The 24172-nt window shown below is 56.6% G+C and carries 23 protein-coding genes; 13 read left to right on the forward strand and 10 right to left on the reverse strand.

All coding sequences use genetic code 11. The features are described from left to right. Nucleotides 1-2 precede the first annotated feature (2 nt). The 3 genes from AC13E3_RS18800 to AC13E3_RS18810 are packed head-to-tail and all read left to right on the forward strand — an operon-like array spanning nt 3 to nt 973. Nucleotides 3-353, forward strand: a complete 351-nt coding sequence (locus AC13E3_RS18800; RefSeq protein WP_008171676.1) for a DsrE family protein — start codon at nt 3-5, stop codon at nt 351-353. A gap of 5 nt (nt 354-358) precedes the next feature. Next, nucleotides 359-643 carry a sulfurtransferase complex subunit TusB gene (gene tusB, locus AC13E3_RS18805; RefSeq protein ID WP_008171678.1) on the forward strand — a complete coding sequence of 95 codons (285 nt, stop codon included), beginning with the start codon at nt 359-361 and terminating at the stop codon, nt 641-643. A gap of 3 nt (nt 644-646) precedes the next feature. Next, nucleotides 647-973 (forward strand): TusE/DsrC/DsvC family sulfur relay protein, encoded by a 327-nt coding sequence (locus tag AC13E3_RS18810; RefSeq protein ID WP_008171680.1) that lies wholly within the window; start codon nt 647-649, stop codon nt 971-973. Here AC13E3_RS18810 and AC13E3_RS18815 read toward each other — a convergent pair. The 3 genes from AC13E3_RS18815 to nfuA form a co-directional block, all read right to left on the reverse strand. Beyond that, nucleotides 960-1328, reverse strand: a complete 369-nt coding sequence (locus tag AC13E3_RS18815; RefSeq protein WP_008171682.1) for a hypothetical protein — start codon at nt 1326-1328, stop codon at nt 960-962. The genes AC13E3_RS18810 and AC13E3_RS18815 overlap by 14 nt on opposite strands. Nucleotides 1329-1369: 41 nt before the next feature. Next, complete coding sequence (locus AC13E3_RS18820; RefSeq protein ID WP_008171683.1) at nt 1370-2569, reverse strand: DUF445 domain-containing protein; 1200 nt, start codon at nt 2567-2569, stop codon at nt 1370-1372. A 219-nt stretch (nt 2570-2788) separates the two neighbouring features. Beyond that, a complete protein-coding gene (gene nfuA, locus AC13E3_RS18825; protein ID WP_008171684.1) occupies nt 2789-3376 on the reverse strand; it encodes a Fe-S biogenesis protein NfuA in 588 nt (195 codons plus the stop codon). Nucleotides 3377-3608: 232 nt separating this feature from the next. Here nfuA and metH point away from each other — a divergent pair, with 232 nt between their 5' ends. From metH to AC13E3_RS18845, 4 genes are all read left to right on the forward strand, one after another. Beyond that, entirely contained in the window at nt 3609-7307 is a 3699-nt protein-coding gene (gene metH, locus AC13E3_RS18830) for a methionine synthase (RefSeq protein WP_482902338.1), read from the forward strand. Between the two features lie 33 nt (nt 7308-7340). Further along, nucleotides 7341-7577 (forward strand): DUF2970 domain-containing protein, encoded by a 237-nt coding sequence (locus AC13E3_RS18835; protein ID WP_008171686.1) that lies wholly within the window; start codon nt 7341-7343, stop codon nt 7575-7577. Between the two features lie 360 nt (nt 7578-7937). Beyond that, nucleotides 7938-9590, forward strand: a complete 1653-nt coding sequence (locus AC13E3_RS18840; RefSeq protein WP_008171688.1) for a nitrite/sulfite reductase — start codon at nt 7938-7940, stop codon at nt 9588-9590. Beyond that, nucleotides 9583-10089 carry a DUF934 domain-containing protein gene (locus AC13E3_RS18845; RefSeq protein WP_008171689.1) on the forward strand — a complete coding sequence of 169 codons (507 nt, stop codon included), beginning with the start codon at nt 9583-9585 and terminating at the stop codon, nt 10087-10089. The genes AC13E3_RS18840 and AC13E3_RS18845 overlap by 8 nt, the downstream gene beginning before the upstream one ends. 74 nt (nt 10090-10163) lie before the next feature. Here AC13E3_RS18845 and AC13E3_RS18850 read toward each other — a convergent pair whose 3' ends face one another. Continuing rightward, complete coding sequence (locus AC13E3_RS18850) at nt 10164-11162, reverse strand: YhdH/YhfP family quinone oxidoreductase (RefSeq protein ID WP_092032504.1); 999 nt, start codon at nt 11160-11162, stop codon at nt 10164-10166. 23 nt (nt 11163-11185) lie between these two features. Further along, nucleotides 11186-12247, reverse strand: a complete 1062-nt coding sequence (gene sohB, locus AC13E3_RS18855) for a protease SohB (protein ID WP_008171694.1) — start codon at nt 12245-12247, stop codon at nt 11186-11188. A 231-nt stretch (nt 12248-12478) separates the two neighbouring features. Here sohB and AC13E3_RS18860 point away from each other — a divergent pair, with 231 nt between their 5' ends. Beyond that, on the forward strand, nt 12479-12793 hold the full coding sequence (locus AC13E3_RS18860; RefSeq protein WP_008171697.1) for an SCP2 sterol-binding domain-containing protein: 315 nt from the start codon (nt 12479-12481) through the stop codon (nt 12791-12793). Between the two features lie 63 nt (nt 12794-12856). Here the strand turns inward: AC13E3_RS18860 and AC13E3_RS18865 are convergent, their stop codons facing one another. The 5 genes from AC13E3_RS18865 to AC13E3_RS18885 all read right to left on the reverse strand — a co-directional run bounded on the left by AC13E3_RS18865 (nt 12857) and on the right by AC13E3_RS18885 (nt 17449). Beyond that, nucleotides 12857-13504 (reverse strand): hypothetical protein, encoded by a 648-nt coding sequence (locus AC13E3_RS18865; protein WP_008171698.1) that lies wholly within the window; start codon nt 13502-13504, stop codon nt 12857-12859. Between the two features lie 4 nt (nt 13505-13508). Further along, nucleotides 13509-15215: a FimL-related protein gene (locus AC13E3_RS18870; protein WP_092032501.1), complete on the reverse strand. Its 1707-nt coding sequence runs from the start codon at nt 15213-15215 to the stop codon at nt 13509-13511. A 218-nt stretch (nt 15216-15433) separates the two neighbouring features. Continuing rightward, a complete protein-coding gene (gene dnaQ, locus AC13E3_RS18875; protein WP_092032498.1) occupies nt 15434-16144 on the reverse strand; it encodes a DNA polymerase III subunit epsilon in 711 nt (236 codons plus the stop codon). A 38-nt stretch (nt 16145-16182) separates the two neighbouring features. Next, on the reverse strand, nt 16183-16626 hold the full coding sequence (gene rnhA / locus AC13E3_RS18880; protein ID WP_008171705.1) for a ribonuclease HI: 444 nt from the start codon (nt 16624-16626) through the stop codon (nt 16183-16185). A 28-nt stretch (nt 16627-16654) separates the two neighbouring features. After that, a complete protein-coding gene (locus tag AC13E3_RS18885) occupies nt 16655-17449 on the reverse strand; it encodes a class I SAM-dependent methyltransferase (RefSeq protein ID WP_273156510.1) in 795 nt (264 codons plus the stop codon). 96 nt (nt 17450-17545) lie between these two features. Here AC13E3_RS18885 and gloB point away from each other — a divergent pair, with 96 nt between their 5' ends. The 5 genes from gloB to AC13E3_RS18910 all read left to right on the forward strand — a co-directional run bounded on the left by gloB (nt 17546) and on the right by AC13E3_RS18910 (nt 24171). Continuing rightward, a complete protein-coding gene (gene gloB / locus AC13E3_RS18890) occupies nt 17546-18340 on the forward strand; it encodes a hydroxyacylglutathione hydrolase (protein WP_008171709.1) in 795 nt (264 codons plus the stop codon). Nucleotides 18341-18508: 168 nt separating this feature from the next. Further along, the gene (locus AC13E3_RS18895) at nt 18509-20209 is read left to right on the forward strand and encodes a LysM peptidoglycan-binding domain-containing protein (protein WP_008171711.1); all 1701 of its coding nucleotides are present in this window, start codon (nt 18509-18511) and stop codon (nt 20207-20209) included. Between the two features lie 12 nt (nt 20210-20221). After that, nucleotides 20222-22045 (forward strand): extracellular solute-binding protein, encoded by a 1824-nt coding sequence (locus AC13E3_RS18900; RefSeq protein ID WP_482902339.1) that lies wholly within the window; start codon nt 20222-20224, stop codon nt 22043-22045. A gap of 15 nt (nt 22046-22060) precedes the next feature. Beyond that, complete coding sequence (locus AC13E3_RS18905; RefSeq protein WP_008171714.1) at nt 22061-23146, forward strand: microcin C ABC transporter permease YejB; 1086 nt, start codon at nt 22061-22063, stop codon at nt 23144-23146. Beyond that, a complete protein-coding gene (locus tag AC13E3_RS18910) occupies nt 23143-24171 on the forward strand; it encodes an ABC transporter permease (RefSeq protein WP_008171717.1) in 1029 nt (342 codons plus the stop codon). The genes AC13E3_RS18905 and AC13E3_RS18910 overlap by 4 nt, the downstream gene beginning before the upstream one ends. Nucleotide 24172 lies beyond the last annotated feature (1 nt).

A 24172-nucleotide genomic window follows, 5' to 3' on the forward strand; every position in this document is an offset into this window, starting at 1 on the left:
CCATGACCACACTGATCATGATTGACCAGCCTCCCTACGGCGCGTGGACCGGACGGGAAGCACTGGATATGGCGTTTTCGCTGGCAGCCTTCGACCAGTCGGCATCCCTGCTATTCACCGGGCCTGGCGTTAACTGGCTGAGACAGACTCAGCACGCCGGAGGCATTGAACAGAAGTCTGTGGAGAAGAATCTCGCTGCAGCACCGATATTCGGCATGGACGCGATCCTGGCTGATCGGGCTGCCTGTATTGCCTACGGCCTCGATGAGCATTCGCTGATTGAAGGCGTCACCCTGGTAGATGCTGATGCCGATCTCCTCACTGACTATGACCACACCGCATTTGCAGGTTAGCTCAGATGACTGACATCCAGACATTGCACATATTGAACAAATCCCCCGATCATCCCCGGGCCGCGCGGTGCGTTGAAATGATGTCTGCAGAAGACGGCCTTCTTCTGACCGGCAACGGCGTGCTGTTGCTGGCACGCGGGAACCTTCTGCCGGGCGCCAGCAAGGTCTTTGCGCTCATTCCGGACGTCGAGGCGCGCGGACTGGGAGATCTGAGCGGCAACGTCAGTTCTGTGGACTTTGCGGAGATGGTAACGCTTTCATTGCAGGCACAACGGGTAATCAGTTGGTAAACCATGGTCAGTAATGCAATGCCACAACGAAACAACGAAGGCTTTCTTGAAGACGCCCAGACGTGGACCGAAGGTGTCGCGACGGCCATCGCTGCCGAGGACGACGTGGATCTCACAGAAAAACACTGGGAAATCATAAAGTTTCTTAGATCTTTTTATAAAGAGCATGAAATGTCGCCACCCTCTAATCGCCTGTTTGTGAAGGCGGTCAAAGAAGCGCTCGGCGAGGATAAGGGGAACAGCATCTACCTGATGCAGCTGTTTCCCGGCACCCCTGCAAAGACCGCCTGCAGGATTGCGGGGCTGCCAAGGCCAACTAACTGTCTTTAGAGTCCTTTGAGGCAGCGCCGTCCTTCTGCCTGTTGCGTTCCAGGTCCGCTGCACTGCCAAGGAAGCTGCTCAGGCCGTTCTCAAACAGGCCAGAGCCAAATTTCAGGAACTGGCGGGTCGATTCTTTAACGGTGCCGTCAAGGGCGCTTTCTGGCAGTTCCCGGATGGTATCTGCCACACCCTTTTTTACACCGCGAGTCACCGCCGGTTCGATTTCCCGGCCGGCCTCAATCAGTTCCGCCACCCTGGCATCGAGGTATGGACGGACCACGAAACGCCAGAACCCCCAGAGAGTGACAAGCACGGCGCCAACGGTTGCAAGAATCTGGATTGTCAGTGTTAGCCAAAAAGGCATGGCCTTCCTCCTTGTACTCCCGATAACGGGATTCATTCCGGCTAGAAATTCAGATAGTTCAGGGAAACGAACTGGAGTAGCCCTGCCAGGGCACCAAAAATACCGCCCACAATCATCAACTGGACCTCTTCTTCCCGGAACGCAGGGCGCAGGATGTCCTGGAATTCATCGGGTTTCAGCGCTTTCATCTGGCCGGACAGAACTTCGGCTACCACAGGTGCCCGCTCACGGTTAAAAGCCGGGTCACTGAACACGTCACGCGTAGCCAGTACCGCCTTCTGGTTCATGGCTTTCTTGAGCTCGGTGTAACCCGTCATACCAACGGTGACCTGCGCCGTCAGCTTCATGATGACAGAGTTGTCCAGTAAGGGGCGAAGGTGTTTCTGGATAATCGCACGGGTTCTGTCACCGTGGCTGCCGTTGATCATGGCGTCGGCAACCTTCTCTACAGTAATCAGTTCCTCCGCCACCAGCCTGGCCCAGACATCACTGATTTCTGGCTGCCTGCGCAAAAACAAACCCTGAACCTTCCAAAACAGGATTCGTCGGGGCTTGAGCGGCGCGAAAATCAGGTTGATGGCAATCCAGTTGGTCACGAAACCGACCACGAAGCCGCCCAGCGGCAGCAGCCAGGGCTCCGGATAGCGGGTCCATAAGGGCACAAGGAGAGCGCCAAGAATGCCTCCGATAACCGCACCTCGGTTGATCACAGACTGAAGCTCCACCGCACCGGCTTGCTGGAAAATCCGGTTCATCATGTCCGGATGTTTTTCGAGTTCGCGGCTGAGCAGAGCCTTGAGGTCGACCAACTCGTCCAGATCGTCACCAAAGTCCTCCACCAGCTCCTCTACCCTGGAGGGCAGCTGTTCACGGGCCCACTGATAAATCCGGTTTCTGACAAATAACGGAAGGTTGTCCCAAAGGACCGGCTGGATTTCGTACATAACCTCATCGATGTACTCATCCATCCGCGGGGTCACCTGGGAAATCACCTGCTCAACGATGCGCTGCGGTTCAAGCTTCTGGTAGACAGCGTTGAGGTCGCCGAACTGCCGAAGCGTCCTGTCGATGCAGATATGCGCCATCTTTTCCGCTTTGCGGGGAATAACGCCCTGCCACCCTATCAGCCCCACCCCGATGAACTGCACCGGATAGAAGGACATCTGGATGGCCAGCCAGTTGGTCAGCCAACCAACAACAGCCGCCATAAGAGGCACTGACAGAAGCGCAACGTCGAACAAGTTTGACCCCGGTAGAAGAGTGTAATCCGTTTTTAGGCGGTGATAATGCCGTTAACGGACAGACAGGATAGTACCTGCCTGCAGTTGCTGTGTATGCGACAAATGATGAAGTAATTGAAATGTCACAACATTGGCCGAGCAGCCATGGCGAAAGCGGTAATGCGGCAGGCCGAATAGATGCCGCGCCCCGCAGGGCGCGGCAAACCGGGCAGGAAGGACTTACTGGTAGTAGGCGTTTTCGGTGTAGGAGTGGTCGGTCACATCACGCACTGCAGTGATTTCCGGAACCCGCTCTTTCAAGGTTGATTCCACGCCCTGCTTCAGGGTCAGGCTGACTGCCGAGCAACCCTGGCAACCGCCACCGAAACGCAGCACGGCCACGGATTCGTCGACGATCTCCACAAGGGACACCTCGCCGCCATGGGCGGCCAGATTCGGATTGATCTCGGAAGCGAGTATGTAGTTCACCCGATCCGGCAGAGGTGCGTCGTCATCAATCTTGGGCACTTTTGCGTTTGGTGCCTTGATGGTGAGCTGCCCACCCATCTGGTCCTTGGAGTAATCCACGTAGGCCTCTTCGAGGAAGGGCACGGAATTGTGGTCCAGATACAGGATGAACTTGTCCAGATCTACCTGCTCGTCCGTCGGTACTACTTCGTTAGGCGGGCAGTAGGCCAGACAGGTTTCGGCGTTTTTGGTGCCGGGCTGGGTCACGAAGATACGTACGCCCATGCCTTCCACGTCCTGTTTTTCGATAAGTTGTGCAAGATAATCCCGAGCGGGATCTGTCACAGTAACCTGAGCCATGTTTTCAACCCGTTTGAAAATTTGGATTCATTTTAAGGGAGTTCGCGGGAACATGAAAGACCAAGTAAAATAGTCGGGCTTTACGAAGGTAATGAATTTCCCGTATTGGCAGGTATTTGCAGTAGGCAATTGATAATCGTCATTCGTACTAAGACGGGCTCGGGCAATTTTGCTATGATCCCGCGCCATTGATTTTAATACCGCGTTTTTAACGACATCCGGAAGTAAACCTATGACCGATCGCACCACCCGTCTCGACCAGCTCCACAAGGCCCTGCAGGAACGCATCATGATCCTTGATGGCGGCATGGGCACCATGATCCAGAATCTCAAGCTGGACGAGAAGGCGTTCCGTGGCGATCGGTTTGCCGACTACGAGCGGGAAGTTCAGGGCAATAATGACCTGCTGAACCTGACCCAGCCCGCCCTGCTCCGCAACATCCACGCGGACTACCTGGACGCCGGCGCAGACATTATCGAGACCAACACCTTTAACTCCACCCAGCTTTCCCAGGCGGACTATGGGCTGGAAGCGATTGCCAGGGAACTGAACGTGGCCGCAGCCGAACTGGCCCGGCAGATCGCGGATGAGTACACCGCGAAAAACCCGGAAAAGCCGCGATTTGTTGCCGGTGCCGTCGGGCCGACATCGCGGACCGCCTCCATCTCACCGGATGTCAATAACCCGGGCTACCGCAATGTCGATTTCCAGACCCTGGTCGATAACTACTACGAAGCGGTAGGAGGCCTGGTCGAAGGCGGCTGCGACCTGATCCTGATTGAAACCATTTTCGATACGCTGAACGCGAAAGCGGCGATCTACGCCACTCAGCAGTATTTTGAGGACAGCGGCATCACCCTGCCGATCATGATTTCCGGCACCATTACCGATGCCTCCGGCCGAACCCTTTCCGGTCAGACCACCGAGGCTTTCTGGAATTCGGTGGCCCACGCCAAACCCATATCCGTTGGCCTGAACTGCGCACTGGGGGCCGACGCCCTGCGACCTTATGTGGAAGAGCTGTCTGCAAAGGCGGAAACCTATGTCAGCGCCCACCCGAATGCCGGCCTTCCCAACGAGTTTGGTGAATACGATCAGACACCCGAGGAAATGGCCGAGATCATCGAAGGCTTCGCCCGTGACGGTTTTCTGAACATCATCGGTGGCTGCTGTGGCTCCCGGCCGGATCACATCGAAGCCATCGCCCAGGCGGTGTCCAAGTACCCGCCCCGGAAGATTCCCGAACGCCCGAAAGCGTTGCGTCTTTCTGGCCTTGAGCCGTTCACAGGCGACGACAATGTTCTGTTTATCAACGTGGGTGAGCGGACCAACGTCACCGGCTCCAAGCGCTTCCTGCGTCTGATCAAGGAAGAGCAATACGAAGAGGCCCTCAGCGTCGCCCGTGATCAGGTGGAAAACGGTGCCCAGATCATCGACATCAACATGGATGAGGGCATGCTGGAGTCGAAAGAGGTGATGGTCACCTTCCTGAACCTCGTCGCCTCCGAGCCGGATATCTCCCGGGTGCCGATCATGATCGACTCCTCCAAGTGGGATGTGATCGAAGCAGGATTGCGCTGCATCCAGGGCAAGGCGGTTGTGAACTCCATCAGTCTCAAGGAAGGCGAAGAGGAGTTCGTCAAGCGCGCCAGAGATTGCATGCGCTATGGCGCCGCCGTGGTGGTAATGGCCTTTGACGAACAGGGCCAGGCAGACACCTACGAGCGCAAGACCGAGATCTGCAAGCGCTCTTACGACGTGTTGACCGGCATCGGCTTCAACCCGGCGGATATCATTTTTGATCCGAACATCTTTGCCATTGCCACAGGCATCGAGGAACACAACAACTACGCGGTGGATTTCATCAACGCCACCCGCTGGATTCGGGAAAACCTGCCCCACGCCTCAATTTCCGGCGGCGTGAGCAACGTGTCCTTCTCGTTCCGCGGCAATGATGTAGTCCGTGAAGCCATCCACTCGGTGTTCCTCTACCACGCCATCAAGGCGGGGATGAACATGGGCATCGTGAACCCCGGCCAACTGGTGATCTACGATGAAATCGATCCGGAGCTCAAAGAGCTGGTGGAAGATGTTGTCCTGAACCGCCGTGATGATTCCACCGACCGGCTCCTTGAGATCGCCGAACGCTACAAAGGCAAAGGCGGCAAAACCCAGGAGGAAGACCTGGCCTGGCGTGAATGGCCGGTGGAGAAGCGCCTGGAACATGCACTGGTCAAAGGCATTACCACCTATATCGTGGACGATACCGAAGCCTGCCGCCAGAGAGCCACACATCCCATTGAGGTCATTGAAGGCCCATTGATGGATGGCATGAACGTGGTCGGAGACCTCTTCGGCGATGGCAAGATGTTCCTGCCCCAGGTGGTCAAAAGCGCCCGCGTCATGAAACAGGCTGTTGCACACCTGATTCCCTACATCGAAGCGGAGAAAACGGAAGACCAGAAAGCCAAGGGCAAGATCCTGATGGCCACGGTAAAGGGCGATGTCCATGATATCGGCAAGAACATCGTGGGAGTGGTCCTGCAATGCAACAACTATGAGGTGATTGACCTGGGTGTGATGGTGCCCTGCGACAAGATCCTCGCTGCTGCAAAAGAACACGATGTCGACCTTATTGGTCTGAGCGGTCTGATTACACCGTCTCTGGACGAAATGGTCCACGTGGCTCGCGAGATGCAACGACTCGATTTCAACATTCCGCTGATGATCGGTGGCGCAACAACTTCCAAGGCGCATACCGCGGTAAAAATCGAGCCCCAGTACAAGAACGACATCGCGCTGTACGTGTCGGACGCATCCCGCTGCGTGAACGTCGCATCCCAGCTTCTGAGCAAGAATGCGAAGCCCGAGTTTGTGGAAGCCGCCCGAACTGAATATGACGAAATCCGCGAGCGCCGCAAGAACCGGGGTGACCGCACCAAGCTGGTTTCCCTGAAGGAAGCTCGTGATCGCGCCCCCGACATCTCCTTCGAAGGCTACCAGCCTCCAAAGCCGGCTTTCACCGGCATCCGGGTGTTCGAGGAATATGACCTCAACGAGCTGGTGGACTACATCGACTGGACGCCGTTCTTCATGTCCTGGGATATTTCTGGCAAGTACCCGGCCATTTTTGATGACCCGAAGCGTGGCGAGGCTGCCCGCCACCTCTTTGACGATGCCCAGAAGATTCTGCACCGGATGATTGATGAAAAGCGGGTCTCTGCCCGTGGCGTCATCGGTTTCTGGCCAGCCAACCGCCGCGGTGACGATGTTGTGCTTTACACGGACGAATCCTGCACCGAGGAGCTGACTACTCTGCACCACCTCCGTCAGCAGGATGAAAAGGCACCGGGCAAACCCATGATGGCGCTGTCGGATTTTGTCGCGCCTGAAGGCTCCGGGACGGTGGACTACGTGGGCGGTTTCGCGGTCACCACCGGCATTGGTGCAGAAGAATTCTCGGTAGAGTTCAAAGATGCCAACGACGACTATAACGCGATTATGGTGAAGGCGTTGGCCGACCGCCTGGCAGAAGCTTTCGCCGAGCGGATGCACGAGCGGGTTCGCCAGGAGTTCTGGGGCTATGCCGCTGATGAAAAGCTGGCCAACGATGACCTGATCAAGGAAAGGTACCGCGGAATACGTCCGGCACCCGGCTACCCGGCGTGCCCGGACCACACGGAGAAGGCAACCTTGTTCAATTTGCTTGAGGCCACTGATACTGCAGGCATTGAGTTGACCGAGCACTTTGCCATGTTCCCGACCGCTGCCGTCTCCGGCTGGTACTTTGCGCATCCGGAATCCAAGTATTTTGCGGTAGGGAAAATTGGCGCTGACCAGGTTGAGGACTATGCTGAACGCAAAGGCATTTCCAAGGCCGAGGCAGAACGCTGGCTTGCGCCAAGCCTGGCGTACGATCCGGCAGAGTAAGCTTCGGGTGAAGCACAGATCAGGGGCGGATGTATGACTGAATCTTCAGAAGCGGAAAAACGGGACGAAAAAAAGCCGCGTGGACCTGGCGTATTGAAAGTCATGCAAAGCATACTCGCAGGCGCGTTCGGAGTTCAGTCCGACAAGCGCCGGGAAGAGGACTTTTCAAGCCATAGCCCCTGGCCTTACATCATTGCCGGCATTCTGTTCACAGCCAGCTTTGTTGTAGGCCTGATCGTTATTGTAAATCTGGTCCTGGCGAGCCAGTAGACTACTGGCCAGCTACCCAGACCACCGCGAAAGCCACGGCAAGAACCACCAGCAGAACTGCGGCAACGGCATCGGCCTGACTGTCAGAACGTGCGGTCTTTTTCATGTCTGTTCCTCTTTCCGAGTTTTTGTCTCGTGTTTTTCTTGTTATCACGGCAGCAGCGCACACTGCTAACGTCATCCTCCAAGTTAAGCAGTTAATTGATATTCGTCCAGTCCCTTGTTCCTTCTGCTTATCGCCTGAGTCGATAAACATATTTTGAAATAATCATTTTAAGAATAAAAACCCGCTGTTATCCTTCCAGTCAGATATAAGGCCGTCGGCCTGGATATGTCGCTTTCAAGCAGGATCTTCCCACTATGTACGTATATGATGAACACGATCGGCAAATGGCTGCCGAGAGGGTTGCCCAGTTCCGTGACCAGACAGAAAGAGCGCTGGCCGGAGAATTGGCTGAAGACGAGTTTCTTCCCCTTCGCCTGCAGAACGGCCTGTACGTTCAGCGTCTTGCCCCCATGCTCAGGATCTGTGTTCCTTACGGCATGATGCGCTCAGACCAGCTTCGCCGGCTTGCGCGAATCACCCGGGACTACGACAAAGGCTATGCGCACTTCACCACTCGCCAAAATGTGCAGCTTAACTGGCCGGCGCTGGAAGACGTTCCCGACATTCTTGCAGAACTCGCTGAAGTGGAAATGCACGCCAACCAGACCAGCGGCAACTGCATTCGTAATACCACCACAGACCAGTTCTCCGGTGTTCAGTCGGACGAGATTGCGGATCCGCGGCCCTACTGCGAAATCATTCGCCAGTGGTCCACGTTCCATCCGGAATTTGCCTTCCTGCCGCGGAAATTCAAGGTTGCCGTAAACGCGTCCGAGCAAACCGATCGAGCCGCCATCCAGGTGCACGACATCGGGCTTCAGATGGTACGCAACGAGGCCGGCGATCTCGGTTTCCGGGTACACGTGGGCGGTGGTCTTGGCCGTACGCCCATGGTCGGGCCGGTAATTCGCGATTTCCTGCCGGAACTGGATCTGTTGACCTACCTGGAGGCCGTGCTTCGCGTCTATAACCGATACGGTCGGCGCGACAACAAGTTCAAGGCCCGGATCAAGATTCTGGTGAAGGCTCTGACCCCTGAGGGCTTTGCTGAAAAGGTGGAAGCAGAGTGGCAGCATATCAAGGAATCCCCGACCCGGCTGACGCCCGAGGCGATTCAACGTATCCAGGGCTACTTTACCGAACCGGATTACGCAGCTATCGACAATGCCACGGACCTGCTGGCCAGCCAGCGGTTTGAGAACCGGGGCTTTGACCAGTGGCTGACCCACAACGTGGACACCCACAAGAAGGCAGGCTATGCCATCGTCTCCCTGACGATGAAGAAAACCGGCACTCCTCCTGGCGATGTCAGTGACAAGCAGCTTGAACAGATTGCCGATCTGGCAGACGAGTTCAGCTTCGGTGAAATCCGGGTCACTCACCAACAGAACGTGGTGCTGGCCGATGTGCGCCAGGATCGGCTGTTTGAACTGTGGCAGGCGATTACGCCCATGGGTTTCGGTACCGCGAACCTGAACACCCTGACTGATGTTATCTGCTGCCCCGGCGGTGATTACTGCGCCCTGGCCAATGCCAAGTCCATCCCGGTGGCCGAGGCCATCCAGCGGCAGTTCGATGATCTGGATTATCTGTACGACCTGGGCAATATCGATCTGAACATTTCCGGCTGCATGAATGCCTGCGGCCACCACCACGTCGGCAACATTGGTGTTCTCGGTGTCGACAAGAAAGGCCAGGAGTTCTATCAAATCAGTCTGGGCGGGTCGTCCCATCATGATGCCTCAATCGGCAAGATTCTGGGGCCTTCCTTTGCACGGGATGAGATGCCCAAGGTGATTTCAAAGATCATTGATGTCTACGTGGACAAGCGCACGGAAGAGGAAACCTTCCTCGACACCTATCGCCGCGTAGGAATTGATCCATTCAAGGAGCGGGTTTATGCCTAACGTTATTTCTCCGGATGGCAGCATCCGCCAGGACAACTGGGTAGTGGTGCCCCGCCCCGCCGAGGGCGAATCGCTGGATATTCCGGCCGACCAGCCGGCGTTAATCCCTGCGGATCTCTGGCTGGCAGGCTATGAGCATTTTACCGGACGGCAGGAGATTGGCGTGTGGTTCGACAGCCACGACGAGCCGGAGATTCTGGACGGTCGGGTGAACGAACTGCCGGTAATTGCTGTGAATTTTCCGAAGTTCAGTGACGGGCGTGGTTACAGCATTGGCCGGCTACTGCGTGAACGTTTCGGCTACAAGAATGAGCTTCGGGCGATTGGAGACGTGTTGCTGGATCAGCTGCAGTTCATGAAGCGCTGCGGATTCGATGCTTATGTCCTTCGGGCTGACAAGGACATCAACAAAGCTGCGCGGTGCCTGAACTTCTTCAGCCAGGGCTACCAGGCCGCGACCGATACGGAGATCCCGCTGTTCCGGCGTCGGGCCTCCTAGTTATGAAGCTTTAGAGTACGAAGAGAGGGGCTTTTCCCTCTCTTCTATTCCATCTTATCGGTTGGAGTCGCTTCTTATTTAGAGTGATCCAGGACAATCTTGCCGGCTGATTCACCTTTCAAGAACGCCTTCAGCGCCCCATCCAGCTCACTGCGACCGATATCCCGGGCAGACGCTTCGGTCTTCGGACACGCCCACTCCCCGGCGAATTTCTTCCATACCGCTTCTTTCTCTGGCAGGGGAATCTCTACCGAATCGACACCCAGCAGATTCACGCCTCGCAGGATAAACGGCAGCACGGTGGACTGAAGGCCCGGACCGGCTACGAGACCACAACAGGATACTGAGCCACCAGGCTTGATCTGCTTGAGCAGTTCGGCCAATGGGCTACCACCCACCGTATCGACAGCGTTCGCAAATGCCGGTTTAACGAGGGGTTTCTTATCCTCGGCCAGGGTTTCACGACCCACAACTTCTTTAGCCCCAAGAGCTTTGAGATCGTCTGCATGGTCGGCCTTGCCGCTTATGGCGACGACGTCGAACCCAAGTTTGGCAAGCAGTTCCACCGCAACGGTGCCAACGGCACCGGAGGCTCCTGAAACAGCGACTTTGCCCTGCTCCGGCTTGGCGCCCATAGTCAGAAGCTTCTGAACACAGAGACCGGCGGTGAGGCCGGCGGTGCCATAGATCATAGCGGTACGAGCGTTCCATCCTTCCGGCATGGGAACACACCAGGCGGCAGGTACGCGGATGTATTCGCCAAAACCGCCGTCTGTATTCATGCCCAGGTCGTACCCGGTCACGATAACCGGACTGCCGTTCGAGGGGTTGCCAGTGGCGGAATCGACGACCTCTCCTGCTGCATCAATACCCGGGGTATGGGGAAAGGAACGGGTAACGCCCTTATTGCCGGAAGCCGACAGCGCATCCTTGTAGTTGAGAGAAGAGTGGCTTACCCGTATCAGGACGTCACCATCAGGAAGGTCGGCAGTACTCAAAGATTTCTCCGCACCGACATACTCGCCGTTCTGCTCTTCAACGCGCCAGGCCTTGAATTCGGAATTGGTGGTCATCATTCTTCTCCGCTTTCGGTGGTCTACTGGAACTTCTGGTTGCGGAAGGCGCCCAGGACTTTCCAGACAGTGTGTTCAAGCGCCGAACTGGTGGCCAATCCGAGTTTTTCCGGAAGGGTCCGCTTGCGCTGATATGCCACTGAGACTACGTCTGCCCGGTCGCAGGCTTCAATGAGATATTCGTCGGAGGTCTTGATCTCGTCGATCAGTTTCACTTCGAGCGCTCGCTTGCCAAACCAGATATCTCCATTGGCAACGGCTGCAATGTCCAGGTCCGGCCGGCGTTCGCTGACATACTCTTTGAAAAGACCGTGAGTGTCTTCAAGATCTTCCAGAAATTTCTGTCGGCCTTTATCGGTGTTTTCACCAAATATAGTCATGGTGCGTTTGTGCTCTCCAGCGGTGAGCACCTCGAAGTCCACGTCGTTCTTCTTGAGGAAACGATGGAAATTCGGAAGCTGGGCAACCACACCGATCGAGCCCAGGATGGCAAAGGGCGAAGCAACGATCCTGTCTGCGACGCAGGCCATCATGTAGCCTCCACTGGCCGCCACCTTGTCAACGCAGGCGGTGAGGCGAAGACCCTTGCTGCGAATCCGGTCCAGCTGGGCGGCCGCAAGGCCATAGGAATGAACCAGCCCACCACCGCTTTCGAGGCGGATAACCACTTCGTCTTTTTCCGGATCGGCAATACTCAGCACCGCAGTAATTGCCCTGCGAAGCGGATCTGTGTCGCTGGCTTTGATATCGCCGTCGAAATCCAGAACATAGACGCGACCACGACTGTCATCCTGCTCATCGGTATTCTTCGCGGCCTTGGCCGCTTTCTTCTCCGCCTTCTGAGCCTTTTTCCGGGCCTTCTGGAACACCTTTCTTTGGTGATCAGACATCAGCCGTGACTGAATCGATTCACGCAGCTTTTCGTATTTCTCGTTGAGTTTCCGGATCTTGAGTTCTCCCTCGCCCTCATGATCGCCCCGATCCTTCTGGGCCGCGGACATGATGACAGAGATCACTACCAGGGCCGCCACCACGAAAGTAACGATCTTGGCCAAAAACAAACCGTATTCTGTCAGGAACTCCAAAGTGCTTCTCCAACTCAGTGTGCGGGAACAAGAGTGTAACTTACCGAATTTATGGTGATAAGGAGAGCAAAAAAATTAAAACAAGCGTTCGATCGATCTTGACAGGGCCGACCACTCACCATAAAGTCGGATTGCGAGGTCGGCTCTACCCGGGCACCCGATCAGGCTCGTGCAGCCAGGGACATCAAGCCGTCGTGATCATGACTAGACAACCATCAAAAGGGTAAAACAATGTCTGTAGCTCAGGTATTTGAACAACTCGAACAGAATTTCAACGCAGACGCAGCTCAAGGCCTGGACCTGGTATTCCAGTTCGACATCGAGGACGACAAGACCTACCACCTCGTTATTAATGACGGCACCTGCAAAATGCACGAAGGCGCCCATGACGATCCATCCGTTACCCTGATCATGAACTCCGAAACCCTGCAGGGCATCGTTTCAGGCGAGACCGACGGCATGCAGGCATTCATGGCAGGTCAACTGCGCGCCGAAGGCGATATGATGCTGGCAACCAAATTGGGCGAACTGTTCAAGATGGGCTGATTGCCCCCCGTCAAGCACAAAAAAGCCTGCGTCTCGACGCAGGCTTTTTTTATGCCCGAGAATCTATTGATTCCAGAACTGCACGGCTTCCCTCGCCTGCTCGTTTACCGGAACAGCAACCAGACCCGAAGAGGATAGCTTTACCTCGAAAACAGCCCCATCCCGCATTGGCATGAACGTCATGCTTCCGTCCACGGCCTCCACAAACGGCAAGTTGAATTGACGGTCCCACTGCCAGAGATCAGGCCAGATGCCTTCAGCGAGGCCTATGGAAGTCCTCGGAGCCGACCTCTCCTGCTCAAGCGACGTGTAACGCCCACTCAATTGCTCGAGCCGGTAACCGGGAGCGATATCAAGCCAACGGAAGGGGCCGGTAAAACGGAGAATCCTGGCGTCAATCTGCCATTGATCGCCCTGCAGCGTTCTCACCACAGACAACCCATCCTGACTCTGAAGGGAAACCTGCCAGATCTGTTCGGCCTGTCTCTGGGTGGAGATGCTTGCCGCGGTCTGCAAGCCTACCAGTGAATGATAGCTGCTCAGATTTACCGCAATCACGAGGACATATAAACCGGCCAGAATGACACCGAAAACCGCTGTTCCTTTAATCCAGGTGAGCAACCATCGGGGGTGCCTGAAAAACAGCAGGCCCGCTATAACCATCACAGCGCCGGCAGCGGCCAGTACAATGATAGCGAGCGTGTGGGACATGGAACTACAAACCTACATCGTCCAGCGACGATTCAGCCAGTTTCAGTAGATCTACGTTGCGGTCTTCGCTTTTGCCAATACTCTCGATGCAGTACTCCAGCGAAGTCAGAGCGTCCGCCAGCGCCTCGAGCACCTGGGCGGCTGGCGCTTCCTTCGCATCCAGCAAGCGCTCCTGGATTGAAGCCGCAACCCGCTCGAGAACCCCGGCGGCTCCAGGATCATTCACCATTTGCAGGCCACCCCAGATGCTGTGCAGGGTTGCTGGCAGATTGGCAAGATGCAGTTTGTCGTAGTCGGATTCGATAAAAGCGGTGATTGCACGCTTTGCCAGGGTCAATGCCCCACGGGCTTCGTCAGCCACGACATAGAGCGCCTCACGGAGGTAGACAGACTCCTCCCGCTTGCGTTCACCACCGGCCAACGCGTCGGTTTCCGACGTGATGCCGCGGGTCACGATCTGCATGACGGCGTCTTCGATTCCCAGGACGGAATCGGCGAGTCGATACAGTTCATCATCACCTGGCAAGCGAGATTCTGCTTCCCAACCCCGAAGCTTGCTCGCCTCTTCTCTTGAAACGCCCGCCAGCTTGTTCAGGTCAAGCATCACCAAAGTGTTGGCCAGTCGTTCGAGGGCATCGGCAATCGAAGACAGCTCCGCCAGATCCGGCTCGATACCGCGTTCAATGATGTCCAGCTTGTCCTTCAACTGGTTCAGTTCATCCTGCAGCGCTTCTGACAGGGATTTAAGGACATCACTGCCAGGACCGTACAACCTGCGCGCATGGGCTTCCAGCATAGAATCCGGAAAATCCGCCGGCGCGAGATGGTAAGCGGATAACACCTCGGTAACTTCAGGGTTAGCAGACCCGCTGCGGTACAGCAGATAGACCAGATCCCGAATCAGCGAATCCGGCGCGTCTTTACCCGTGGCAACCTTGCCCACGTACACCACTTCCCGGGCGTACTTCTCGATCCGCATGAACATGCGCTTGCGGGCCTTGTTAAAGACCATAGCGCGATCAAGCATGGTGTCCGCAACAATGCCGACAAGGCACCACATCTGCCCCATAGGTGCGCCCTGGCAAAGGCGGGCAAGTCCTCTCGAAGCGCGGCCAATCAATTTCTTGTTTACCACATCGTTCCGGTCGCGAAGAATTCCCAAAAGCGCAACCTGGAAGGTCAGGCGCATGCGACGCGCCATGACTTCGTAATCCGCCTCATTGCCTTCAAACGGCTGCAATGACAAACCGGCACAAAAATCCGGCCTCTCTTTGACATCGACATCAAAAAAACAGGATTCGGGATAGGGTTTTTCCCGGCGGGCCTCTCGGAGGTCATTGATCACGGGAAGCAACAGCTCGGGATGGTCTTCGCGCTGCTGATGATAGTACTCGACATAGCGCCGAAGAATGAACAGAGCGCTATTGAGGGTAGTAAGGAGGATGTTTTTGTCGTCATTAGCGCCAACGGGAACGTCGTTGGCCATAGTTACTGCTTCCTGGCACAGCAGGGTTCCGCCCCGCAGCTCCACCAGAATAAAAATGCCCCGCAACTGGTTGATGAAATCAACACAGTTCTGGAGATCCTCACCCCTTTCGCGGTTTTCCTGAAAGCGTTCAAGGCTGGATTCTGCCTGCTTGATGGTCTGCTCTATTTCACTTTTGACCAGATCAAACGACTGCGATTTCGTCGCGAGAGACGACTGAACCATAAACGCTTCCCGTTAATGTTGCGGAGACTACCGCATCCTCTTTGGTGGTCACTGGTCCGGCTGTCGCGTACCAGGCCTTTTTGTTCTGGGCCGGCTAACCCCTTTTCCGGCCAAAGCCAGTTCGCAAAAAACTGGCGAACTTATCATTACTTATAACATAAAACTCAAGTACCTCAAGAAAGGCGGAATGTAACATTTGGTACAGCCCGACCCAGTTCTCATTCCGGGCTCTGGAGTTTACCCCACACAGTTTCGCCCGCCTGTTTTTCGAGCAGGGACATGAACTCTTTGTGGGCTTCGGCCTCTGAACTGGAGGCACGAACCACCGACAGGGGCGCTCTGTCAGCAGGCAGCCTTCGAATTCCGCCGTTACCGCCGCCGTTCTCGGATCCGGCATCCAGTGACAGCGCGGTCTGGCCACCGGTAAGCAGGAGGTAAACATCGGCCAGGATCTCCGCATCCAGCAACGCGCCGTGGAGGTCACGGTTGCTGTTGTCCACACCGTAGCGCTTGCAGAGCGCATCAAGGTTGTTCTTCTGCCCCGGGTGACGGGCCCTTGCGATAGCGAGCGAGTCCACGATTCCGCAGTGGTCCGCGGTTTTCCGTACCGGCTTGAGACGGGCGAATTCCGAGTCCATGAAGCCGACGTCGAACGCAGCGTTATGGATAACCAGCTCGGCGCCCTTGATGAACTCGAAGAACTCATCGGCGATTTCCGCGAAACGGGGTTTGTCGGCAAGGAACTCGTTGGTGATGCCGTGAACAGTGATCGCCTCAGCCTCTACTTCCCGGTCCGGGTTGATATAGACATGGTAGTTGCGGCCGGTGAGCTGGCGCTCCATCAATTCAACACAACCGATCTCGATGATCCGGTGACCTTCTGCCGGGTCGATACCCGTGGTTTCTGTATCCAGTACGATCTGTCTCATTGCCTGTACCTGGTTAACTGTATTTATGCGCTCTGAATCTATGCGCCGGAAAGCTCGTCGACACCGCGATTGGCCAGTTCATCCGCCAGTTCATTGTCAGGAACACCAGAGTGCCCTTTTACCCAGTGCCAGTTAATCTGGTGCCGGGCCACTTCGGCATCCAGCTCGCGCCAGAGATCTTCGTTCTTCACGGGCTTTTTCGCGGAGGTCTTCCAGCCGTTCCGCTTCCAGCCTGCCATCCATTCCGTAATGCCTTTGCGCACGTACTGCGAATCCGTAAACAGCTCCACCTCGCACGGGCGCTTCAGGGCCTCCAGACCACGGATGGCTGCCATTAATTCCATGCGGTTGTTCGTGGTATTCGCCTCCCCGCCGTGCAGGGTCTTTCGATTGTCGCCATAGCGCAAAACCACGCCCCAGCCGCCGGGCCCGGGGTTGCCTTTGCAGGCGCCATCCGTATAGAGGGTTACCTTGCCGGCCATTCAGCCTCCTGATTTAATTTTCGGTGATTCACTTCGGTCTGTTAATCGGCGAGCCACTGCGGCTGCAACCTCGGGAGGCGCCAACGGTACCGGTGCCCGGCAGGGCAATCACCTTGCTTTGGCGCCAGACGGGGCGCCTTGGCAACCGAACGTGGACGCGTTTTTTGGCAAGGATACAGTAATAGGCGCCTACTGGCAGGAGTCGATTTCCGGACAAACGGTTGTCAATCCGGCTCGTCGGCTTGCGACCACTGCGCTGCAGTGGTGGCCTGAAAAACCGGGTAATCGACGCTTCGACATTAAAGCCCAGCAAGTGCAGCCAGTCTTCCATGCGTCCGCGCAAGAGGAAGCGACCGCCCCACGGGCCCTCGCTGCTCCTGGAGATCAGTTTGCGCGCGCCCCAGAGGCTCAGAGGGTTAAAACCAAACAGCGCCATCGTGCCCTCTCCCCGGAGCACGCGCGCCGCCTCGCGAATCACCTGGTGAGGGTAAGGAGAGAAATCGGCCGTGTGATGCAGCACGACAAGATCCATCGAGTCACCGGGAAAGGCCAGCTCGTCGGCATCGCAGATGGCGACTCCATCCGGAATATGGGGATACCATCTTGGCGCTGTCATGATCTTCTGGGAAAAATCCGTGCCGGTAGCCAATGGCAGCCGATGGCTGATCCCCACCTGCAACTGCCTGGCGCCTGTCAGACGCTGTAGCTCGGCGTCGACAAAGCGTCTCTGGTCGGCCAACAGTGCCCGACCCAACGGAGTCTGGAACCAGCGCTCAAAGCTCTCATGTCTGGCGGAATAATCAACTGCCTCGGATTCACTCACCAATGCGCCACTCCAGGAAGCCCTTTCCCATGGTTGGGGCCTTGTATTTAATGCTCTATCATATCAGTCACATTCGATAAGCACATGTGGGGCCCTATGCTGACCATTTCCGCCATACCCGCCTTCAGTGACAACTATATCTGGTGCCTTTCCGACACCGCCAGCGACAAGGCGCTGATCGTGGACCCGGGCCAGGCCCAACCGGTCCTGGACCATCTGGCCGAGAACGGACTGACCCTGGATACCATTCTGGTGACCCACCATCATCCGGACCATGTCGGCGGTGTCAAAGAATTGCTCTCCCGTTTTCCGGATTGCAGGGTAACGGGCCCCGCGGATTCGCCCTACAAAGGCAGTACCAACCTGGTTCATCCCGGTGACGAGGTGATCTGGGAAGATATCACCTTCCAGGTCCTGGGCGTTCCCGGCCATACTCTCGATCATATTGCCTACTTCACCGACGTCGAGGTAAATGGTCGGCCGGTTCTCTTCTGTGGCGATACCCTTTTTGTCTGTGGATGCGGACGTCTGTTCGAGGGCTCACCGGAGCAGATGCGTCAGTCTCTTCAGACCCTCCGGGCGCTGCCTGGCAAGACCGCCGTTTACTGCGCCCACGAGTACACCCTCGCGAACCTGCGCTTTGCCCGCAGCTGGTTGCCGGAAGACGAAGGTCTCCGGACGTTCGAGCAGGAGTGTCAGGCCGCCCGCGATGCAGGAGAACCGACGGTTCCTTCAATCCTCGAGAACGAGAAACGGCTCAATCCGTTTCTGCGGTGGGATGATCCGGCGGTAGTGGACTCCGCCCGGGCCTATTGCTCAAGCCGCGGCCTGCCCGCCGATTCCGATAACGCTATTTTTGCGGCCATTCGCCACGGCAAGGATAATTTCTGACGCCTGGTGATACGCACTTAACAAATCCTCTCAGAGCCGTAACGAGAGGTTTCTTGACCCCTTTTTAATCGGTCCCATAGAATCATTTCAAAATTGTGACCGTAAATTGTTCAATATGCCGGAGTTTCAGATGCTGAATCCGGCCTCAACCTGAACCCGGATGCTGTTATGTCGGCCAGACGATTGTCGTTTTTGTTTTTCGCCGGAGCCCTCGCAAGTGGCTGCACCAGCCTGATCAGCCAGGGAGAGCAAAGCCCGCTGAACACACAGGAAGTCACGGTCGCCGCGGGCGATGAAGGGCTCAAGAAAGCTGTCGAGACCGGAGAAAACCGTGACGCTGCCCGCGACGAGCCGCTGGACGAAGCTATTGCTCCGGAATTGAAGGATGCTGCCAGGGATGCCCGGGAGAAGCTCGACAATCCGGTTCAGAAAACCGCTGAGGCGGAGGCAGTTGAGCAAGATCTGTGGGCAAGACTGCGCTCAGGATTTGTTCTGGATCACGATATCGACAATGAACGGGTTCGGGACCAGTTGAACTGGTATGCCCGACATCCCGGCTACATTGACCGGGTTGTGGAACGCGGCAGTCGCTACCTTCACTATATCGTCAACGAGACCGAAAAGCGGGGCTTGCCTGCCGAATATGCTCTGCTCCCCGTTGTTGAAAGCGCGTTCGATCCGTTTGCGTACTCCCATGGGCGCGCGGCCGGTCTCTGGCAATTCATTCCCTCCACGGGCAAATACTTTGGCCTGACACAGAGCTGGTGGCACGATGACCGTCGTGACGTCATCGCCGCAACCGACGCTGCCCTGACCTATCTCGAGCGCCTCGCAAACCGGTTTGATGGCGACCACACGCTCGCCCTTGCCGCCTACAACAGCGGCGGCGGCACGGTTTCCAGCGCCATGCGCCGCAACCGGAACGCCAACAAGCCGACAGACTTCTGGTCTCTTCACCTGCCCCGGGAGACCAGACACTACGTCCCCAAACTGATTGCTCTGGCGAAAATATTCGACAATCCCGAGGCCTATGGCATTGAACTGCCATCGCTGAAAGACGAACCCTACTTCGAAGTTGTTGATACCGGCTCCCAGCTCGACCTTGCCCAGGCGGCAGAACTGGCCGGAGTAGATGTCGACGAGATCTACCTCCTGAACCCCTCCTACAATCGCTGGGCAACTTCGCCGGATGGACCTCACCGGTTGCTCGTTCCGGTTGGGAATGCGGAGACGTTCCGTGCCGCCCTGGCTGAAATTCCAGCCAATCAACGGGTGTCCTGGCGCAACTACGAAGTCAAATCCGGAGACAGTCTCAATTCGATCTCCCGCAAGTTCTCCACAACGCCGTCAGTGCTGCAGCAGGTCAACAATCTGGACAGCGACCTGATACGAATTGGCCAGCGCCTGATGATTCCCTTTGCTTCCAAGGGCAGCGATGCTTACGCCCTGAGCGCCTCCCAGCGCCTTGAGCGCAAACAGGAGCGTAAGCGGGACGGTAACAAGGTTCGTTACACGGTGCGCAAGGGCGACACCTTCTGGGACATTGCCCGCGAGCACCGGGTGTCCGTACGTGAAGTTGCTGCCTGGAACGGTATGGCGCCGGGCGATCCGCTGATACCCGGCAAGGAACTGGTCATCTGGTCCAAAACCAGTCAGCCGACGGTTGTGGCAGCCAACAGTGGCCGTGGCAAGGCTATGGTTCGGAAAGTAGGCTACCGGGTGCGCAAAGGCGACTCCCTTGCCCGGATTGCCAGCAGGTTTTCCGTGAATGTGCGGGACATCGCAAGCTGGAACGATCTGAATACCGCCCGTTATCTGCAACCCGGGCAAAGTCTGGTACTCTACGTTGATATCCGAAACAGTCCCTGACGTGCGAGACTTATGACAAGAACACGGAAAGCCTCATCCCTTACGTCGTTTTTATCAGCCCTGGCACTTATTGCCACACCGCTTATCTCACCCTTTTCCGTCGCCGACGAGGCAATGCCAGCCCATGGCATTGCCATGCACGGGGACACCAAATACCCCGCCGGGTTCAGCCACTTCGATTACGTGAATCCGGAAGCCCCGAAAGGCGGCACCCTGAAAATGGCGGTTGTTGCCAACGGCTTCGACTCATTCAATCCTTTTGATATCCGGGGTGTTGCCGCCGCGGGCATCAGCAACTATCTGTATGACACACTCCTTGAGTCGTCTGACGATGAGCCCTTTTCGGCCTACGGCCTGATTGCCGAATCCCTGGAGACACCCGAAGACCGGAGCTATGTGGTTTTCAATATCCGTGAACAGGCGCGGTTCCACGATGGCGAAGCCATTACCGCTGAGGATGTGAAATTCTCCTTCGACACGCTTACTACCCAGGGGCACCCCTTCTTCCGGAACTACTACGCTGACGTCGAAACAGTCACGATAGAAAGCCCTCAGCGAGTACGTTTTGACTTCAAGGAAACCAGCAATCGGGAGCTGCCGCTGATCCTCGGCCAGATGCCCATTTTGCCCCAACACTACTGGGCCGATCGCGAATTTGGCAAGAATGGCCTCAACCCGCCGTTGGGCAGTGGCCCCTACCGGATTGGTGACTTCGAAGCAGGCCGGTCGATTACTTACGAACGGGTTGACGATTACTGGGCACAGGATCTTGGCGTCCGGAATGGCCGCTTCAACTTCGATCAGATCACCTACGACTACTACACCGATGACACCGTGGCGCTGGAGGCGTTCAAGGCCGGCAGTTTCGATTTCCGGTTGGAGTCTTCTGCCAAGAACTGGGCCACAGCCTACACCGGGGAGCGGTTCGAAAACGGCACGATCATGAAGGAAGCCATCGAGCATCACCGGCCTTCAGGCATGCAGGGTTTTGCCTTCAACACCCGCAGAAAGGTGTTTTCGGACCCGCTGGTTCGTGAAGCGCTGGCCTATGGTTTCGACTTCCAGTGGGCCAACAAGAACCTCTTCTTCGACCAGTACACCCGTACTGACAGCTACTTTGAAAACAGCGATCTCGCTTCCTCGGGTCTCCCCACCGGCCGTGAACTGGAAATACTCGAACCTTACCGGGATCAGTTGCCCGATGATGTGTTTACCGAGGAGTACCAGCCACCCACCACCGAAGGCCAGCAGGGCCTCCGCGAGAATCTGAGGACGGCTCTGGGTCTGCTCAAGTCCGCCGGGTATATCATCCGCGATGGCAAGATGGTACACGGCGAAACCGGCGAACCACTGGCGTTCGAAATCCTGCTGTTCCAGAAAAGCTTCGAGCGGGTGGTTCTGCCTTTCAAGAACAACCTCGGCCGTCTCGGTATCGATGTGACCGTACGCCTCGTGGACAGCAACCAGTACATCCAGCGCCTGCGGGAATTCGATTTCGATATGATCACCCAGGTGTTCGGCCAATCGGATTCCCCGGGCAATGAACAGCGGGAATACTGGCATTCATCCACCGTGGATGCCAAAGGCTCACGGAATTACATGGGCGTGAGCGATCCGGTGATCGACGAGCTTGTGAACATGGTCATTCAGGCGCCAAACCGAGAGGAACTGGTTTACCGGGTTCGCGCCTTGGACCGGGTTCTGCTGCACCACTATTATGTGATTCCTCACTGGCACCTGAGAAGCGACCGTGTCGCCTACTGGAACCATCTGCAACGTCCAGCCGAGACGCCGAAAAACGGCATTGATCTGGACAACTGGTGGGCGAAGCCCTGAGGAAAACGCCGCCAAATGGGCATCTACATACTCAGGCGTCTGGCGCTGATCATCCCCACGCTGATCGGAATCATGCTGCTCAACTTTGTCATTGTGCAGGCGGCCCCCGGTGGTCCCGTTGAGCAGCTTATCGCTGAGATGGAAGGCCACGGCGGCAGCGCGCTGGCCCGGGCTTCCGGTGGTGGAACCGGTGGCGAGGTAGCCGACTCTTCCGGCGACACGCGTGGTTCCCGCGGCATACCCGATGAGCTTCTGAAAGAAATCGAAGTCATGTATGGCTTCGACAAGCCTGCTCACGAACGCTTCTTCAAGATGCTTGGCGATTACGCCACCTTCAACTTCGGTGATTCCTTCTTCCGGGAAAAAAGCGTCATCGACCTGATAATCGATAAAATGCCCGTTTCGATCTCCCTGGGGCTGTGGTCGACGCTGATCATCTATTTTATTTCCATCCCCCTGGGCATCCGGAAAGCCGTTACAGACGGCTCCAGGTTCGATGTCTGGACCAGCTCAGCCATTGTGGTGGGCTACGCCATTCCGGGCTTCCTCTTCGCGATACTGCTCATCGTGTTGTTTGCCGGGGGCAGTTATTTCGACTGGTTTCCGCTCCGGGGCCTGACCTCTTCGAATTTCGACGAGCTTACCTGGTACCAGAAAATCGGGGATTACTTCTGGCACCTGGCGTTGCCCGTCACCGCAAATGTGATCGGCGGTTTTGCCACCCTGACCCTGCTTACCAAGAATTCCTTCCTGGATGAGATCGGAAAGCAGTACGTGGTAACCGCCCGCGCCAAGGGTCTGGACCAGAAAGAAGTGCTGTATGGCCACGTATTTCGCAATGCCATGCTGATCGTGATTGCCAGCCTGCCAGGCGTCCTTGTCGCTCTGTTCTTTACGGGCTCCCTGCTGATTGAAGTGATCTTCTCCCTCGACGGGCTCGGGCTGCTCGGTTTCGAGGCGGCCCTGAACCGCGACTATCCCGTGATCTTCGGCACCCTGTATATCTTCACCCTGATGGGCCTGATCCTGAAGCTGATCAGCGACATTACCTACGTCCTGGTCGATCCGCGGATCGATTTTGAAAGCCGGGAGGGTGCGTGAGTTTCCGGTCTCTGACTCCGATCCAACAGCGGCGCCTGCGGAACTTCCGGAAAAACCGCCGGGGTTTCTGGTCTTTGTGGATCTTTCTCGCCCTGTTTGGCCTGTCATTGGTTGCTGAGCTGATTGCCAACGACTCGCCACTGGTCGTGTCCTACAAAGGCGACCTCTACTTCCCGGTGGTCCAATCCGTGCCGGAAGAAACCTTTGGTGGTTTCCTGCCCACGGAAGCCGATTATCGCGATCCCTTTATCGCCGATGAGATAAGCGCGAACGGATGGATGGTCTGGCCACCGATCCGGTTCAGCTACAACACCATCAATTACGATCTCGAGGTTCCGTCACCGGCGCCGCCGAGTGCAGAGAACTGGCTGGGAACCGACGATCAGGGCCGGGATGTTGCAGCCCGGGTGATCTATGGCTTCCGCATTTCGGTTCTGTTCGGCCTTACCCTGACCATCGCCAGTTGCATTGTCGGCGTAGTGGTCGGCGCCATCCAGGGCTTTTACGGCGGCAAAATTGATCTGCTGGGCCAGCGCTTTATCGAGGTCTGGTCCGGCCTGCCGGTGCTGTATCTGCTGATCATTCTCTCCAGCATTGTGCAGCCAAACTTCTGGTGGCTGCTGGGCATCATGCTGCTGTTCAGCTGGATGGGGCTGGTGGATGTGGTCCGTGCGGAATTCCTGCGTGCCCGTAACTTCGAATACGTCAAAGCTGCCCGTGCACTGGGTCTGGACAACCGCAAAATCATGTTCCGGCATATACTCCCCAATGCCATGGTAGCCACGCTGACCTTCCTCCCGTTCATTCTGACGGGGGCAATTACCGGCCTGACCTCCCTGGATTTCCTGGGCTTTGGTCTGCCCTCCGGTTCACCCTCGTTGGGGGAACTGATTGCCCAGGGCAAGGCCAACCTGCATGCGCCCTGGCTGGGCATATCCGCCTTCGTATCGCTGTCTCTGATGCTCACCTTGCTGGTGTTCGTGGGTGAGGCCGTACGCGATGCCTTCGATCCGAGGAAGAGCTGAT

The sequence above is a fragment of the Marinobacter sp. L-80 genome (assembly GCF_056859395.1).